The sequence below is a fragment of the Clostridium fessum genome (assembly GCF_003024715.1).
GTDB classification, from domain to species: domain Bacteria; phylum Bacillota; class Clostridia; order Lachnospirales; family Lachnospiraceae; genus Otoolea; species Otoolea fessa.
Genome location: NZ_PYLO01000002.1, coordinates 662,618 through 679,252, shown reverse-complemented (window position 1 = coordinate 679,252; position 16,635 = coordinate 662,618). Strand labels below are relative to the sequence as shown.

General features: G+C 37.0%; 12 protein-coding genes. All 12 read left to right on the top strand.

Going from position 1 to position 16,635, the window contains the following annotated elements:
* Window positions 1-14: 14 nt before the first annotated feature.
* On the top strand, window positions 15-1,436 hold the full coding sequence (locus tag C7U56_RS08250) for a glycosyltransferase family 2 protein (protein ID WP_107000868.1): 1,422 nt from the start codon (window positions 15-17) through the stop codon (window positions 1,434-1,436).
* Between the two features lie 3 nt (window positions 1,437-1,439).
* Window positions 1,440-2,783 (top strand): glycosyltransferase family 4 protein, encoded by a 1,344-nt coding sequence (locus C7U56_RS08245; RefSeq protein ID WP_107000867.1) that lies wholly within the window; start codon window positions 1,440-1,442, stop codon window positions 2,781-2,783.
* Between the two features lie 20 nt (window positions 2,784-2,803).
* Window positions 2,804-5,200 carry an SIR2 family protein gene (locus C7U56_RS08240; protein ID WP_107000866.1) on the top strand — a complete coding sequence of 799 codons (2,397 nt, stop codon included), beginning with the start codon at window positions 2,804-2,806 and terminating at the stop codon, window positions 5,198-5,200.
* Entirely contained in the window at window positions 5,169-7,010 is a 1,842-nt protein-coding gene (glmS, locus tag C7U56_RS08235; protein ID WP_107000865.1) for a glutamine--fructose-6-phosphate transaminase (isomerizing), read from the top strand. Before C7U56_RS08240 ends, glmS begins: the two co-directional genes overlap by 32 nt.
* Before the next feature lie 33 nt (window positions 7,011-7,043).
* Window positions 7,044-7,958, top strand: coding sequence for a nucleotidyltransferase family protein (locus C7U56_RS08230; RefSeq protein WP_107000864.1), 915 nt, complete (start codon window positions 7,044-7,046; stop codon window positions 7,956-7,958).
* A gap of 31 nt (window positions 7,959-7,989) precedes the next feature.
* On the top strand, window positions 7,990-9,579 hold the full coding sequence (locus C7U56_RS08225) for a glycosyltransferase family protein (RefSeq protein ID WP_107000863.1): 1,590 nt from the start codon (window positions 7,990-7,992) through the stop codon (window positions 9,577-9,579).
* Between the two features lie 8 nt (window positions 9,580-9,587).
* Window positions 9,588-10,571 (top strand): glycosyltransferase family 2 protein, encoded by a 984-nt coding sequence (locus C7U56_RS08220; RefSeq protein ID WP_107000862.1) that lies wholly within the window; start codon window positions 9,588-9,590, stop codon window positions 10,569-10,571.
* 17 nt (window positions 10,572-10,588) lie between these two features.
* Window positions 10,589-11,902, top strand: a complete 1,314-nt coding sequence (locus C7U56_RS08215; protein ID WP_107000861.1) for a glycosyltransferase family 4 protein — start codon at window positions 10,589-10,591, stop codon at window positions 11,900-11,902.
* Between the two features lie 7 nt (window positions 11,903-11,909).
* Window positions 11,910-13,112: a hypothetical protein gene (locus C7U56_RS08210; RefSeq protein ID WP_107000860.1), complete on the top strand. Its 1,203-nt coding sequence runs from the start codon at window positions 11,910-11,912 to the stop codon at window positions 13,110-13,112.
* 138 nt (window positions 13,113-13,250) lie between these two features.
* A complete protein-coding gene (locus C7U56_RS08205) occupies window positions 13,251-14,219 on the top strand; it encodes a MarR family transcriptional regulator (RefSeq protein ID WP_233430220.1) in 969 nt (322 codons plus the stop codon).
* Entirely contained in the window at window positions 14,219-14,986 is a 768-nt protein-coding gene (locus C7U56_RS08200; protein WP_107000858.1) for a hypothetical protein, read from the top strand. Before C7U56_RS08205 ends, C7U56_RS08200 begins: the two co-directional genes overlap by 1 nt.
* A 265-nt stretch (window positions 14,987-15,251) precedes the next feature.
* Window positions 15,252-16,364 (top strand): UDP-galactopyranose mutase, encoded by a 1,113-nt coding sequence (gene glf, locus C7U56_RS08195; protein ID WP_107000857.1) that lies wholly within the window; start codon window positions 15,252-15,254, stop codon window positions 16,362-16,364.
* Window positions 16,365-16,635: the final 271 nt, after the last annotated feature.

Here is a 16,635-nt window from a genome sequence, read left to right as displayed (position 1 = left end):
ATATTGGAGGGGTTATGCCAAAAATATCCATATTGATACCAGTTTATAATGTTGAAAAATATCTGCGGGAGTGCCTGGAGAGCGCAATTAACCAGACAGAAAAAGATATCGAAATCATTTGTGTGGACGATGCATCAGAAGATAGTTCACTAAAAATACTGCAAGAATATGCGAATCGAGACAGACGTATTAAATTAATAAAACATGCTGAAAATATGGGTTTATGCAAAACTCGAAAAGATGCAGTAGAAATAGCGACAGGTAAATATATATTATTTTTAGATAGTGATGATTATATATCTTTGAATACTTGCGAATATCTTTTTTGCATTATGGAGAAAGAAGAATATGATTTTGCACAATTTGGAGCAGAAATTTTGGCGGGAGAAAAACTGGCAGACGATTTGATTTTATGGGTTGATCATTTTATGAATCCAGAGGACACAAGTGGGATACAGAAAGATATTTTAAGTGCCTGTTTTGTTGAACATAAATTTAATTGCAACTTGGTCAATAAAATTTGGAAAACAGAGTTGTGCAAAGAGGGATTTGCTAAGCTTTTAGATGGAAAATATGTATCTGCAGAAGACAGATATGCACTGTTTATTCTTTCTTATTATGCCAAACATGTAGGAATAATAAAAGAAAAGTTTTATCATTATCGCTTGGGTGTTGGAGTTACGGGGGGAAACGTATTAGATATTAAACGTTTTGAAAGTAGATGTAAGGGCTCTGTAATTGTCGAAAACGTAAAACAATTTTTGATTCATCAATGTAAATTCGAAGACTATAAAAATGAGTTTTTTAATTTAAAAGATGAAATTTTGTTGGATTGTATTGATTGTTGGTTATATAAAATCGAAGAGAAAAATGCAAGAAAATGTTTTGAATTATTATTACAGTATTGGGATGCTCAAGATGTAATAAAATTAATAGGATCTAATTATTTTGAAAAACAGGATTTAATATTAAAGAGAATAAATGATAAATCAAAAGTGGCAATTTATTATCGATATGTTGGATATCTGGAAATGGATAGGGTTTTATTAAACTATAAAAAATATTTCGAAGAAAAAGGAAAACAAGTTTTACTGATTACCGACGAGAATTCTCCAGAAGAAGGAGATCGATATTTAGAATGTCAGTTGGAGCATATTTTTTCGGCAGAAAAAGCAAATTGGGGTGATTATCAATATAGAAGTAGAGATATACAAAAAGTATTATTGGATAATAGGGTAGAGAGGTTAGTATATTTGTCTCCTACATCACATATTGCTAAAATGGATGAATTGACAATTAGACTGTCGGGATGTTTATTTGAAATGGGAATGGATGAGTATAGAGTTGATGAATTAAATAAAATTAAAATGCAAGAATCTATTTCGGATATCAGATTCTTGAAAAAAGTACTAAGGAAGATAAAAAGAGGAGAATAAATTATGGAAAGAACAGATTTTACAGAAGAGTCTACTTCTATTAAAAGAGTTCAAGATTTGAAAGAGGAGAAAAGAATTATAGAGGTTGAAAAAGAGCGAACACAGAGATTGTTGGAAATGAAAACAAAAGAATGTGATATTTTATGGGAGCGAACAAATAGATTAGAAACGGATTTGCGAGTTATAAAAAAAACAAAAGGATATCGAATAGTTAATAAATGTTGGAAGTTGATTGACATAGTAAAAGGAAGAAAAGAGATACAACGAGAGTGTGTTTATGATGTTGTAGATGAAAATAAAAAACAAAAAAATAAAAAAGAAAAAATAGCTTTAATTGTAGATAGACCTGATTGGGCGTTTGATCATATTGCGGATCAAATAAAGAAAAATTTGAATCAATATTATGATTTTAAAGTGATTTATGCTTGTGATATAGAGAATGTGGCAGATATATTTATTTTAAGTCAGGACTGCAAAATAGTTCACTTTTTTTGGAGGGGATTATTATCATCTTATGATAGTGAATGGGTGCAAAATCGAATTTTTCGATTGGGTTATACAAAAGAAGAGTTTTTTAGTAAGTACATAAAAAACAAAAAAATATCAACAGAAATATATGACCATCTATGCTTAGATGATGAAGAAAAGATGGTTACAGAAAAGTTGTTTGCTCGTAAAGAGTCGATACTAACGGCATATGCTGTATCTTCAAAAAAACTTGAAAGAATATACCAGGAAAAAGTGGAATTAAAAAAAAGACCGGATGCTTACTTGCCAGATGGAGTGGATTTGAATTTGTTCCAACCGAATAATTTAAGTAGATTTGACAATATAAATGATAGATTAATTCGTGTTGGGTGGGTAGGAAATAGTAAGTGGAGTATTAACGATTTAAAAGGAATTAATACTATTATAAAGCCAGCGATACAAGAATTAAGACAGGAAGGCTATAATATCGAATTATATACTTCTGACAGGGAAGAAAAAATGATTCCGCATTACCGTATGCCTCAATTTTATAGCAAAATTGATTGTTATATTTGCGCGTCATTACATGAAGGAACACCTAATCCGGTTTTAGAAGCAATGGCTTGTGGGGTTCCGGTTATTACAACAAATGTGGGTGTTGTGGAAGAATGTTTGGGGACTCTACAAAAGAATTTTATTATGAAAGAACGGACGGTTAAGGAACTGAAAGAAAAAATAATTAAATTATTAAAAAATAGAGAAGTATTTAAAGAGTTATCTAATGAAAATCTTGAGAATATAAAACAATGGGATTGGAAAATTCAAACAGAAAATTTTAGGAAGTATTTTGAATTTTGCTTGAATAAGAGAAATGGATAATATTAAGTAGGTATTAAAAAATGAATTTAATTAATATTATAGATTACGATGAGGGAATAAAAAAGTTAGCTAGATATGCGCTTGAAAGGAAACTTGTTCCTGTTTTCGGCGCTGGTTTTACAGCTGGATGTCAAGCTGTTAATGGTGGTGTTCCGGATGGAAAACTTGCAAAAAATGAAATGAGTAAACTGATATGTGCAGAAAAAAATTGTTTATATAGTTACGAAGAGGTTAATAAAAAAAGTTTTTTTGATGTTTCAGACTTGTTCTTTGAATGCGTTTCTAGTGAAAAACGTGCAAAATATTTTGAGGATAATTTTACGGAAGTAAAATTATTACAGCAACAAATTGATTTTTTGACAAAGGTAAATTGGCCATATGCATATACATTAAATGTGGATGATGGAATTGAACAAAATTCGGATTTTCAATTAATATTGCCATATCTTAAATTTAGGCGACCGAAAACATCTAAAAAATTATTATATAAATTACATGGGGATGCGAATTATGAAAGTAGATATAGAGATGATAATAAAAATAATATAGTGTTTAGCCAAGAACAATATTTACAGGCAATTACAAGTGAAGAAAATAAAGATATTTATAAAGCACTGCTTTCAGATTATGCACAACAACATATGCTTTTTATTGGATGTAGTTTGCAAAATGAAATGGATTTGCAATATGTTTATAATAAAAGTAAAAATATACAGCAAGATGCATATAGGATTGTTTTAAGAAATGAAAAACCAACACTTGATGAAGAAAGAAGTTTAAAGAAACATGGAATTAATGGAGTGATAATAGTTGAAAATTTTGAAAAATTTTATCCGGATTTCGTTTCAATGTATCAGTACTTGGAAAGGGAAAATAGAGAAAAAATATATAAATATATAAATCCGAGTATAATAATCGAAAAAGGAAAAAAAGAATCCTTGAAATTGATTTCAAATACAAAAATATTTGATACTCAAAAAAATGCTTTTTTAAAAAGTACATTACATATTTATCGAGACTGTAATAAGGAAATACAGGATGAATTGGATAAAACATCGTTTGTTTTGTTGAAAGGAAGACGCTTTAGTGGAAAAACATATGTTTTGTGCAATTTGGCGGAATATTATAAGAAAAGAGATGTTTTTTACTTCCCATCAGAAATATTTGTGGATGAGGAGTTGATTCTTAAAATTTTAGAATCACAAAAGGATAGTATTTTTTTGTTTGATAGTAATTCGATGTCGTCGAATGTATATGGATTATTAATAGATTTAAGGACGCGATTAAATAATAATAATAATAAAGTTGTAATTGCGATAAATTCTAGTGATAATTATTTGGTCTCTAATTTGAATTGTAATGTAATTGATATAAGTAATAGATTTGATGAAAATGAAATCGTAATGAGTAATAAAGTACAGGATTCTTTTGGATTGGTTAGGCGCAAGGCGGATCAAACGAATATAGATTATTTGTATGTTTTGAAAAAGGATCAAAATATAAATATACCGTTTACTATAAAGAAAGAGATTAAGATTTCTCTTAAAGAAAGAAGTGTGTTAATTGCGTTATGTGCGTTGGATAAATTATACTATTCAGATTTGATTTCTCTTGATTTAAATCGCGATGAAATAAATGATATATGTAAAAAGTTTTCTCCATTTGTTGAGTTGATTTTAACAACAGAAGAAGAGGCAACAAAACATTCAAGTTCAAAAATGGTTCATAATAGTAAAATTGCACTAATAGAATTATTAAAGCAATTTCAAATACAGGAAATATCGGATAGCATATACTATATTGTCAAAGAATTTAAACTTGATTATTCGAGAAAACGTTTATATATAGATATTATTTTATTCGATACGCTGAACCAAATATTTTCAACAAACAAAGACTCAAAAAGTCTTATTTATACTATCTATAAAGATTTGCAGCCATTATTAGAGAATGATTTACATTATTGGTTGCAAAGAGCAAAAAGTATATATAGAACCCAAGACAATGTTGAGAGCTTTGAAGAAGCGTATACGTATGCTAAAAAAGCTTATATAGATGGTAAAGGAGCTTTGGTAGTAAAAGCAGCTCTTACTACAGCACTTATTTCGTGCGCAATAGCAGAAAAAAAGCCTGAAAAGGACAAAATGGGTTATTATATAGAATGTGTTTTCTTAGCTCATACGGCGGTTTTTTCGGATTATTTTCATTTATATCCAACATACTTAAATTCGGAATTACCGATAGGAAAGAACACGACAAGTGAACGAAGAATAACTGAAGCGTGTGAATATATATGTAAAAATTGCGAACAATCGGGGTGTGAAAGAGAAAGTAGGGAACTGCTGGAGTATTTTGAACGAAAAGAATATATAGGAGAAAAATATAATGTGCGGAATAGTAGGATACACAGGAGATAAACAGGCAGCGCCCATTCTTCTTGCCGGATTAGAAAAATTAGAGTATAGAGGATATGATTCAGCTGGTTTGGCGGTTAGAAAAGGGAAATCATTGCCGGAAATCGTAAAGGCGAAAGGTAGGCTGATTGCTTTAAAAGAAAAAACAAATGCTGGAAAAGCAATACATGGAAACTGCGGAATTGGACATACCAGATGGGCGACCCACGGTGAACCGTCAGAATTGAATGCACATCCTCATGCAACGGAAGATAGAGAGGTTGTAGGTGTTCATAATGGAATTATTGAAAATTATCAGGAGTTAAGAGAAAAACTGATAAAGAAGGGATACTCCTTTTATTCTGATACGGATACGGAAGTGGCTGTAAAGTTGGTTCATTATTATTATGAAAATTATGGTCAGAATCCGATTGATTCATTAGCAAGAGCTATGACTAGAATTCGTGGTACCTATGCACTGGCTTTTATGTTTAAAGAATATCCAGAAGAAATATATGTAGCCCGTCAGGATAATCCAATGATATTGGGGCAGGGAGTGGGAGAAACATTTGTAGCGTCGGATGTACCGGCGCTTCTTCCATATACGCGCCAGGTTTATTATATTGGGAATCAGGAAATGGCTCGTTTGCATAAAGGAGAGATTACTTTTTACAATATCGACCAGGAAGTGATTGAAAAAGAACTGATTGAAATTAAGTGGGATGCAGAGGCTGCAGAAAAAGGCGGATATGAGCATTTCATGATGAAAGAAATTTATGAGCAGCCAAGAGCAGTTCGTGATACAGTCAATGCAGTTTTAAAAAATGGGAGAATTGATTTATCAGATGCAGGTTTAGATGAAAAAACAATCCGTTCAATTGGACGAATTTATATTGTGGCGTGTGGTTCTGCGTATCATGCAGGAGTGGCGATGCAATATGTAATGGAAGAATTGGCAAGAATTCCGGTACGTGTGGAACTGGCTTCTGAATTTAGATATCGGAATCCAATTTTGGAAGAGAATAGTTTTGTTATTATTATTAGTCAGTCGGGGGAAACAGCAGATAGTTTGGCAGCTTTGCGTTTGTCAAAAGAGCAGAAAATCCCAACACTTGCGATTGTGAACGTAGTCGGTTCAACGATTGCGCGTGAGGCAGATCATGTATTTTATACATTAGCTGGACCGGAGATTGCGGTAGCAACGACGAAAGCGTATAGTGCACAGCTGATTGCCGGGAATTTGTTGTCGATTCAGTTTGCTTATGCAAAAGGAAAACTGGATGAAAAGAGATATAAGGAACTAATAGAAGCGCTTCAGAAGCTTCCAGAACAAATTCAAAAAGTGCTGGATGATGAAAAAGAGCGAATTCAGTGGTTTGCTTCAAAATATGCAAATGCGAAAGATGTATTTTTTATCGGCCGCGGCATTGATTATGCTGTCGGCATGGAGGGAAGTTTAAAATTAAAAGAGATCAGTTACATTCATTCTGAGGCATATGCAGCAGGAGAGCTAAAGCATGGAACAATTAGTTTGATTGAAGATGGGATTTTAGTAGTCAGTGTATTAACGCAGAAAGAACTATATGAAAAAATGATCAGCAACATGGTTGAAGTGAAGTGCCGTGGAGCTTATCTTGTAGCAGTGACAATGGCAGGAAATTATAAAGTAGAAGATACAGTAAATTTCGCTTTGTATATTCCAGAAACAGAAGAGTGCTTTACACCGAGTTTAGCAGTGATTCCGTTGCAACTTTTGGGATATTATGTAAGCGTTTCGAAAGGTCTGGATGTGGATAAGCCGAGAAATTTGGCGAAGAGCGTAACGGTGGAATAGGGGGAGAGTAATGGATTATTTGCGGAGGAACATATGAATACAACCCTCATCATCATGGCTGCTGGCATCGGTTCCCGTTTCGGAACCGGTATCAAGCAGCTTGTAAAGATGGCTCCCAATGGGGAGATTATTATGGACTTTTCGATTTACGATGCAAAAGCAGCTGGATTTACCAAAGTTGTTTTTGTGATTCGAAAAGCAATCGAAGCGGAATTTAAAGAAGTGATTGGAAATCGCTTATCGAAAGTTATGCCAGTAGAATATGTCTATCAGGAATTGGAAGATTTACCGGATGGATATGAGGTTCCAGCAGGGCGCGTGAAACCATGGGGAACTGGACAGGCAATTTTAGCTTGCAAGAATGTAGTAAAAGAGCCATTTGTGATTATTAATGCAGATGATTATTATGGAAAAGAAGCATTTATAAAGCTTCATGATTTCTTGATTTCCGAGAATGAGAATAAAGAGAAGATGAACCTTGCCATGGCTGGATTTTCTTTGAAGAACACGCTGAGTGAGAACGGAGCTGTAACTAGAGGTGTCTGTGTGGCAGATGCAAATGGATATCTGGAGAAAGTGATTGAGACAACGGGAATTCAGATAGTGGATGGAAAAATACAGTGCGATAATGCGGAAGTCAGCAAATGGATTACATCAGATGCAATGGTATCTATGAATATGTGGGCGGGATATCCGGATTTTTTGCGGTATATAGATGAAGGATTTGCCAGATTCCTTGATACATTAGGGGAAAATTCAGAGAAGAAAGAATATCTTCTCCCGAATATTGTGGCGGAATTGCTGGAAAAGAATTTGGCGGCTGTAAAAGTCCTGAATACATCGGATAGATGGATTGGTATTACATATAAGGAAGATATAGAACCGGCACAGGAGAAGTTTCGATTTATGATGAAATCTGGCATATATCCGATGCAGTTATGGGAGTAGTAATGTATAAAAAATTAAGAAGGTTTAGATTATGAATTTTTTTGAGAAGTTGAAATTATTAAAAAAGAATAATGCTACTGAAATGAATTACAAGATGTTATTTCAAAACATTATAAAGGGTATATATCTGTCCGTATTTTTGATAATAATTTTAATTTGTGTTTTTTTCCCTAAGATTGAATATGCAAATAAATCTCTTTGTGCGAATTTTTTGTCGCCATGGGTGCTAATGTTTTTGGGAACGATTTTTTTTGCTGTAGTATATACTGTGGCAAATTGTTTTAACTTTAAAAACAGTAAAAAAACTATGATAGTCGTTTCGATACTGTTTTTCTTTTTGAACCTTTTTTGTGTGTATAATTATTATTTTTATACAGGGTGGGATTCTTCCGAATTAATAAATTTTTCTAATTCATATATACACCATCAAAATGCAAATGATTATCAATGGTATTTTTCAAGATACCCTAATAACCTGTTTTTGGCAGAAATTTTCTCTATAATCCGATTTGTGGCACATAATATAGGATTCCATGATTATGAATATTTTGCTATTTTGACAGTTCAATGTTTTTTAAATGCCGTAACAGGCTATTTATTATTTCATATAATTAAGTATTTATTTGATGATACAAAAATTTCGCTGTTTGGGTATGTTGTTTATGTTCTTTTGGCTGGAATATCTCCATGGATTTCTATACCGTATTCGGATTCTATGGCATTGATATTTCCTACGTTGATTTTATATCTTTATATTCATAATAAAAAGAAGAATTCTATGTTAGTGTGGTTCTTCATAGGTCTTTGTTCAACGGTGGGATATAAAATAAAACCTCAAACATTTATCGTTTTTATTGCAGTTATTTTAGTTGAAACATTTTGCGTTGCAGGAAAGAGAGAATTGAAAAAAAGTTTCTTGAATGATTTGATTGCTATTTTTGGCGCTTTCATGGGGCTGTGTATAATTAAAGTTGGAATTTCAGCGATGAATTTTCCGGTTGATAAAAACATGTCTTTTGGAATTGCACATTATTTTATGATGGGTATGAATCCTGCTGATATGGGAAATTTTTCTGATAAGGATGTTGAATTTTCTGCATCATTTTCAACTTGTGCAGAAAGAAACGCAGCAGATTTGTATGTGGCAATTAATCGTATTAAAAATATGCATGTACTAGGCTTGGTGCAGCAATTTGCGCGAAAAATATTATCCAATTATTATAATGGTACATTTAGCTGGGCTGCAGAAGGTGGATTCTTTTTGGAAGTATTTCCTCCGAAAGCGACACCAATATGTGAGTTTTTGCGTGGTTTGTATTATACGGGACAATATGGAGACATCGGAAAATACTATATTTTATGGTCAAATTTTGAACAGATGATATGGTTGACAATTATATTTTTAAATGTGTTTGCATGGCATGCAACTAAAAACAATCGTGTATGTGTGATTATGTTAAGCATCTTAGGGCTGACACTGTTTGAATTAATTTTCGAAGCACGTGCAAGATATTTATTCACATATATTCCACTATATATTATATTGTCTCTCTATGGATTCCAATATATAAGATCAAGATTAAATACTTTTAGAGAACGATATAAAAGATCGGAAAGGTAAAATTTAAAATGAATACCATATTATACATTATTATTCCTTGTTACAATGAGGAAACAGTTCTTCCAATTACATCAAAGATGTTTTTGGATAAGCTGACTTCTTTGATTCAGTCTAATACGATTTCTAACAGCAGCCGTATCCTTTTTGTGAATGATGGAAGTAAGGATAAGACATGGGAAATCATTTGCAATCTGGCAAAACAAGATGAACATTTTATAGGAATCTCTCAGAGCCGTAACCGAGGCCATCAAAATGCGGTTCTTGCGGGTTTGATGGAAGCGAAAGATAAATGTGATATTACAATTTCCATTGATTGTGATGGTCAGGATGATATTAATGCTATGGACGAGATGGTGGAGCAGTATAAGCAGGGATGTGAAATTGTCTATGGCGTCAGAAGTAAACGTGATACAGATACATTTTTTAAACGTTTTACAGCAGAAGGATTTTATAAACTTTTAAACTGGATGGGTGCGGAGGTTGTCTATAATCATGCGGATTATCGCCTTGTCTCAAGTCGGGTGTTAAAGGAGTTTGCTAATTTCAAGGAGGTAAATCTTTTTTTGCGTGGGATGTTTCCGCTGGTTGGCTTTAAGAGCACAAGTGTTTATTATGAGCGTCATGAAAGAATTGCAGGAGAAAGCCATTATCCATTAACGAAAATGTTGAGCCTTGCGTTTGATGGTATTACGAGCTTGAGCATAAAACCTATTCGAATTATTACAGCGCTTGGTACGGTGATTGCAGGACTCAGTTTTCTTGGAGTTATTTGGTCGATCGTGATGCGTTTCATGGGAAATGTAGTTGCCGGATGGTCGAGCATGACATGTATTATTTGCTTGATTGGCGGAGTGCAGCTGGTTTGTCTAGGGATTTTAGGTGAATATATCGGAAAGATTTATATGGAAGTCAAGCATCGGCCGAGATATATTATTAGTGAACGGACAGAAGTAAAAGATACTTCTAATTCACATAAGAAGGTTCACTATTAAGTCTGGGGGGTGCCTGAATGGAGAGACAGGAAATGGAAGGAAAGCAGCGCAGGAAGGCTCTTCTGGTTACCCATGTCAGCGGCTTTGTCCCGCAGTTTGAGATGAACAATGTCCATATTTTACAGAAAATGGGATACGAGGTTCATTATGCCTCAAATTTTCATACGCCGTCCTATGGAACGGATAATCACCGTCTGGATGGAACCGGGATTATCTGTCACCAGATTGATTTTGTACGGAGTCCGTTTGATAAGCGGAATTTTCAGGTGTACCGTCAGATGGTTGAGCTGATGCGCCGGGAAAATTTTTCGCTGGTGCACTGCCACACACCGATGGGAGGTGTGATGGCGCGCCTGGCGGCCCATGCGACGGGGACTGGCCCGGTGATTTATACGGCGCATGGATTCCATTTTTTTAAAGGGGCGTCGTGGAAGAACTGGCTGTTTTATTATCCGATGGAAAAGTTTTTATCGAGGTATACGGATCAGCAGATCTGTATTAACCGAGAGGATTATGAACTTGCGAAACGGAAATTCCATGCGAGGTATGTGGATTATGTGCCGGGTGTGGGGATAGAGGAAGATAATTTTTTTAAAATGGGGGAAAAGGAACGTCAAAAGAAGAGAGAGAGTCTGGGCGTGCCGCCGGGACGGGTAGTGCTTTTGACGTCCGGGGAGATGATTCCGAGGAAAAATCAGGAAGTGCTGTTTCGGATGCTGGCGAAGCTGAAGGATTCGGAAAAGGAGTCAGTTTTATCGTTGGAACGAAATGAAACGGCAGATGAGCAGGAGGATGCTGGAATAGGCAGGCGAGTTGAGAGATGCAGCTATGAACGGCTGCATCTTTTATTATGCGGACATGGCGAATTGAAGGAGTATTTGCAGGATCTGGCAGCGCAGCTTGGGATAGCGGATCATATATCATTTTTGGGTTATAGGGAAGATATGGCGGAGATTTTTGGTGCTTCGGATATCTTCCTTTTTCCGTCTTTCCAGGAAGGACTGCCGCGTGCGATGCTGGAGGCGATGGCGAGCGGACTGCCGGTGGTTTGTTCGGAGATCCGGGGCAATACGGACCTGATGGGAGAGGAGTGGACTTTATCTGAGGATGGAAGCCAGAAAATCTGTCCGGGCGGAATGATGATTGAGAAGATGCAGGATGAAGAAGTCTGGGCGCGGGCACTTTTGTATATGCTGGAACATATGGATGAATGGGACCGGATGGGCGAGGTGTGCAGAAAGCGAAGCCGTCTGTTTGGCCTGGATGCAGTGGGGGAAAAGATGGAGAAGATTTACAAGAGACTGCTGGGAAGAGAGTCGGAGAGAGGATAAAGGAGTCATGAAGGAGAAGATGGTATTTGCGCCAGCCAGCGTATTGTTTTTATTGTTTGTTTTTTTGAAACAGTTTTATCTATTTCCTTCGGGAGGAATGGGAGCGGCGGATGTTTGTCTGCTGCTCTCTTTTTTTATTTTACTGGCTGGATGCTTGAAAAAGAAGGAACGAATCGGACGGGTTCGGGAAGATGGTTTTTTCTATGTGTTTTTGCTGTTTGTGATAGGGATTAATGCATATTATGGTATACGGCTGGGGCGGAATGAGTTTTTCCGGTATACGTTTTTCTGGATTTATAATGCCTGTGCGATATGGACGTTTCGGAAGCTGGTGGATCAGGAGAATGAAACGTTTTTATTGTGGATGAACCGGGTGGTGAAGGTAAATATCGTTTTGCAGCTTCTGGTATATGCATCGGGCCATGGACGGATTTTTCATGAATACTGGGGCGCGGTGCGGTACCAGGGAACGTTTAATGATCCGAATCAGCTGGCGTTTTTCTTATTTATGATGGTGCTGCTTTTGTACCTGTACCGGTGTCGGTTCGGCGATCGGAGCTTTCTTATTTTTTACTTGCTGGCTTTACCGGTGCTGGCGGCATCGAAATCGACGGGAATTCTGCTGGGCTTTCTGGTTTTTACCTTGCTGGCAGGAGCGCATGCACTCTATCTGGAGGGATGCAGGAGAAAGGTTCCGTCGAAGGTGTGGATCGTGGGAATCTGTGGTGGATTTCTTTTGTTGGGCGTGTTTTTGTGGTGGATATGGCCAGCGGCGGATTTCGATGTGAAGACCGTGGATTACAATATGCTGACCCGGATTCAGGAGAAGATCTGGAAAGTTGCACATGGCGGACTTTTGGGACTGTTTCTGGATCGCGGCATGGAGAAGCTGGTGCTTTACCCACAATACCTGTTATACGGCGCAGGCGAGGGCGGATTTGACCGTTTCACGCTGACCAGCCAGATCAATGAGATTCATTGCTGCCTGTTCAGTGTATTATTCTGCTATGGAATAATCCCGACGGTTTTCCTACTTATCTGGCTGGTCCGGAATCTGCGGTATATGAATGCGGCGATGATGTGTGCGGTGGCAGGGATTTTGGCGGAGAGTTTCTTTTTGGTGAATTACCGGCAGCCGATGTTTTGGATGATTTTGGTGTATGGGAGTGTGATAAGGGAGAAGGAGAGTGAAGGTAGGCTTTTTTCTTAACAAATGTGGTTAGGAAAAAAATTTACATTTGGAAATATTTAAAATTTGCTGCTCCTAGTTGATTTTTTTTGAGGATTGAAATTAGCAATAAACTTAAAATAACTCGAAAACTTGACTTTTAACATTGGCTAAGTTAAAATGAAAAAAATTGAGTTAAAAAGGGGAATGGGAAATATGCTTACAAGCGTATTCGGGATTTCTACAAAATATGAAGCATGGAATCATCAGGATTCTTTGCCTGTTTATATTGCAGGGAGTTATAATTTTCACACAGCATATATTGGAAACAGACGCTGTATAATGCTTACTCCGACAGAAGAACTTGCCACACTTCCGGCATTGAAAAAACAGATTACAAAAATACAGCAGATTGATAATGTACCAGTCGTATTTGAACTTGCGTCGGTATCTAATTATCGAAGAAAAAGCCTTATAGAAAATAATATACCGTTTATTACTGATAAGCAGGTCTTTCTTCCTTTCATTGGGACAATGCTTTCTGATGAGAAAGAACCCCAAAAGCTGACAGATAAGTTTGTTTGCTCAACACAGCAGTTGTTTTTGTTTTATCTGTATAGTAAGAAAAAACGATTGTATATTTCAGAAGCCGGAAAAGTACTTCCATTTACAGCAATGACCTTGACCAGAGCAGTAAAGCAGTTGGAAGCGACGGATTTGTTTCTTGTAGCAAAAGACGGTGTCAACAAGTTTATTGAGTCAAAATATAACAGAGATGAATTATTTGAAAAAGCAAAAGTATATTTGACAACACCTGTCCGCAAAGCAGGATATATAGATAAGACGCAAGTTACAGAAAATATGGTTTTTGCAGGGGGAACGGCACTTTCTGAAAAAACAATGCTAAATCCAAGCCGAGTTGCTACCTATGCAATCAGTGAGAAGGATTATGATAAAACTTTACTGACCGATGAATTGATAGACCCAGATAAGCAGGTAAGACTTGAATTATGGGCATACAACCCGAAACAATTTTCAGAGGATAACAGTGCTGACGATATTTCCATTGTTTTATCTTTTGGAGATACAAACGATGAGAGAATTGAAGAAGCAGTAGATGAATTGCAGGAAAGAAGGTTGAAGGAGTAATGGTCAGCGGATTTACAAAATTTAAGGAAAGATTTCAGGGTTTTGAAAATCAATATGTTATCATCGGCGGGACAGCTTGTGATTTGATTATGGAAAATGAAGAATTACCGTTTCGTGCTACAAAAGATGTAGATATTGTATTGATTGTCGAATCCATAACAGCAGAGTTCGGCAGGCAGTTCTGGGAGTATGTCAAGGAAGCAGGATATGAGCATTTGAATAAAAGTACCGGAAATGCACAGTTTTATCGTTTCACATCTCCGAAAAGCAAAGAATATCCATATATGATAGAAATATTTTCCAGAAATCCGGATTTTCTTATATTGGAAGATGATGCAGTTCTCACACCGCTTCCGATAGACGATGAAATCTCCAGCTTGTCGGCAATCCTTTTAAATGAAGCGTATTATGAATTGCTAAAAACCGGACAATTGATGGTTGATGGCATTCCGGTATTAAGTCCGACTTGTCTGATACCATTTAAGGCGAAAGCGTGGCTGGATTTAAAGGAACGCAAGCTGAATGGAGAGCAGGTTGACAGCAAAAATATAAAGAAACATAAAAACGATGTGTTCCGATTAGCACAGTTAATCACAGCCAATACAAGGCAAGTTCTCAGTCCGGAAATAGCAGAGGATATGAAAAAGTTCTTATCTGAAATAGCTGATGAAACAGTGGATTTAAAGTCCTTGGGTATAAGAGGAACAGATAAGAAGAAAATGACAGATATGTTGTACCAGTGTTATGGGTTGAAGGATAATACATAGTAAAAGTGTTCTTGAAGATTTTGGACTCGCCCTGAGAGGGGAGGGTGCGGACATTTTCTTGGACAGGTTAAACAGCCAATCCAAGTCTACGTCTGTACTCCATAGGACTCATGTATCCTAATGGAGTATTAATAAGGTATTGTGTCCAAATTGAGAGTTTGTTTTGGGGAATGCTTGAAGCTGACGGGATATTCTTGTTTAAATTGTCGTTGTATGTTATAAATAAATCACAAGTATAACAACACGTAACAAGGAGAAAACCAACATGTACGATTATTTAATAGTAGGCGCCGGTCTCTACGGTGCCGTATTCGCCCATGAGGCGAAGAAAGCGGGCAAGAAGGTTCTGGTGATTGACCGCCGCCCGAATATTGCAGGAAATGTGTATACAGAGCCGATGGAGGGCATCCAGGTTCACAAGTATGGCGCGCATATTTTCCACACGAATAATAAGGAAGTCTGGAATTATGTAAATCAGTTCGCGGAGTTTAACCGTTTTACGAACTCTCCGGTGGCGAATTACCACGGCGAGCTGTATTCCCTGCCGTTTAATATGTACACCTTCAACAAGATGTGGGGTGTCGTGACTCCGCAGGAGGCAGCGGCGAAGATCGAGGAACAGCGCAAGGCAGCAGGCATCACCGAGCCGAAGAACCTGGAAGAGCAGGCGATCAGCCTGGTTGGTACGGATATTTATGAGAAGCTGATCAAGGGATATACACAGAAGCAGTGGGGAAGAGAGTGCAAGGATCTTCCGTCCTTTATCATCAAGCGTCTTCCGGTTCGTCTGACCTTTGACAACAACTATTTTAACGCCCTGTATCAGGGAATCCCGGTTGGCGGCTATACGAAGATGGTTGCCAATATGCTGGACGGCATCGAGGTTCGCCTGGAAGAGGATTATTTTGAGAATAAGGCTGATTGGGATGCGATGGCAAAGAAAGTAGTTTACACCGGCGCGATCGATGCGTATTTTGAGTATTCGCTGGGCGTTCTGGAGTATCGTTCTGTGCGCTTTGATACCGAAGTGCTGGATATCCCGAATTTCCAGGGCAATGCGGCAGTGAACTATACAGATGCGGAGACTCCGTGGACGCGTATTATCGAGCATAAATGGTTTGAGTTTGGCAAGGATGCGGATGGCAATGATCTGCCAAAGACGGTTATCAGCCGTGAGTACAGTTCTGAGTGGAAGTTAGGCGATGAGCCGTATTATCCGGTCAATGATGCGAAGAATGGTGCGCTGTATGAGAAGTACAAAGAGCTGGCCAAGAAGGAAGAGAAGGTAATCTTTGGCGGACGTCTGGGCGAGTATAAGTATTATGATATGGATGCGGTGATTGCTTCGGCGTTGGAGCTGGTGAAGAAAGAGCTGTAGGAGAATTTTTGATTTTTATTCGGATCGGCGGATGGTTTCGGAATCATGGATTAGATGGGAAGCTACCTGCTGATTCAGATAAAATGGTGAAATGAAAATTGCAAAATTTAGTATTTCAAAAATAAGGCATAATAAAACATCTTGAATACAGAAAAAAGATATGCTATAGTAAAAATAGGAAAGCCAGAGACATACGGCCTGCCGAAATGAAACAGTTAATCTCTTATGAGACCAGCCGCCCCTATTGCAGTAGTGGCGGCTATTTTCTTCT

What these genes read in the sequence shown, in the direction of transcription:
- C7U56_RS08250 (WP_107000868.1), top strand. Translation starts at nt 15, where the DNA reads ATGCCAAAAATATCCATATTGATACCAGTTTATAATGTTGAAAAATAT.
- C7U56_RS08245 (WP_107000867.1), top strand. Translation starts at nt 1,440, where the DNA reads ATGGAAAGAACAGATTTTACAGAAGAGTCTACTTCTATTAAAAGAGTT.
- C7U56_RS08240 (WP_107000866.1), top strand. Translation starts at nt 2,804, where the DNA reads ATGAATTTAATTAATATTATAGATTACGATGAGGGAATAAAAAAGTTA.
- glmS (WP_107000865.1), top strand. Translation starts at nt 5,169, where the DNA reads ATGTGCGGAATAGTAGGATACACAGGAGATAAACAGGCAGCGCCCATT.
- C7U56_RS08230 (WP_107000864.1), top strand. Translation starts at nt 7,044, where the DNA reads ATGAATACAACCCTCATCATCATGGCTGCTGGCATCGGTTCCCGTTTC.
- C7U56_RS08225 (WP_107000863.1), top strand. Translation starts at nt 7,990, where the DNA reads ATGAATTTTTTTGAGAAGTTGAAATTATTAAAAAAGAATAATGCTACT.
- C7U56_RS08220 (WP_107000862.1), top strand. Translation starts at nt 9,588, where the DNA reads ATGAATACCATATTATACATTATTATTCCTTGTTACAATGAGGAAACA.
- C7U56_RS08215 (WP_107000861.1), top strand. Translation starts at nt 10,589, where the DNA reads ATGGAGAGACAGGAAATGGAAGGAAAGCAGCGCAGGAAGGCTCTTCTG.
- C7U56_RS08210 (WP_107000860.1), top strand. Translation starts at nt 11,910, where the DNA reads ATGAAGGAGAAGATGGTATTTGCGCCAGCCAGCGTATTGTTTTTATTG.
- C7U56_RS08205 (WP_233430220.1), top strand. Translation starts at nt 13,251, where the DNA reads ATGAAAAAAATTGAGTTAAAAAGGGGAATGGGAAATATGCTTACAAGC.
- C7U56_RS08200 (WP_107000858.1), top strand. Translation starts at nt 14,219, where the DNA reads ATGGTCAGCGGATTTACAAAATTTAAGGAAAGATTTCAGGGTTTTGAA.
- glf (WP_107000857.1), top strand. Translation starts at nt 15,252, where the DNA reads ATGTACGATTATTTAATAGTAGGCGCCGGTCTCTACGGTGCCGTATTC.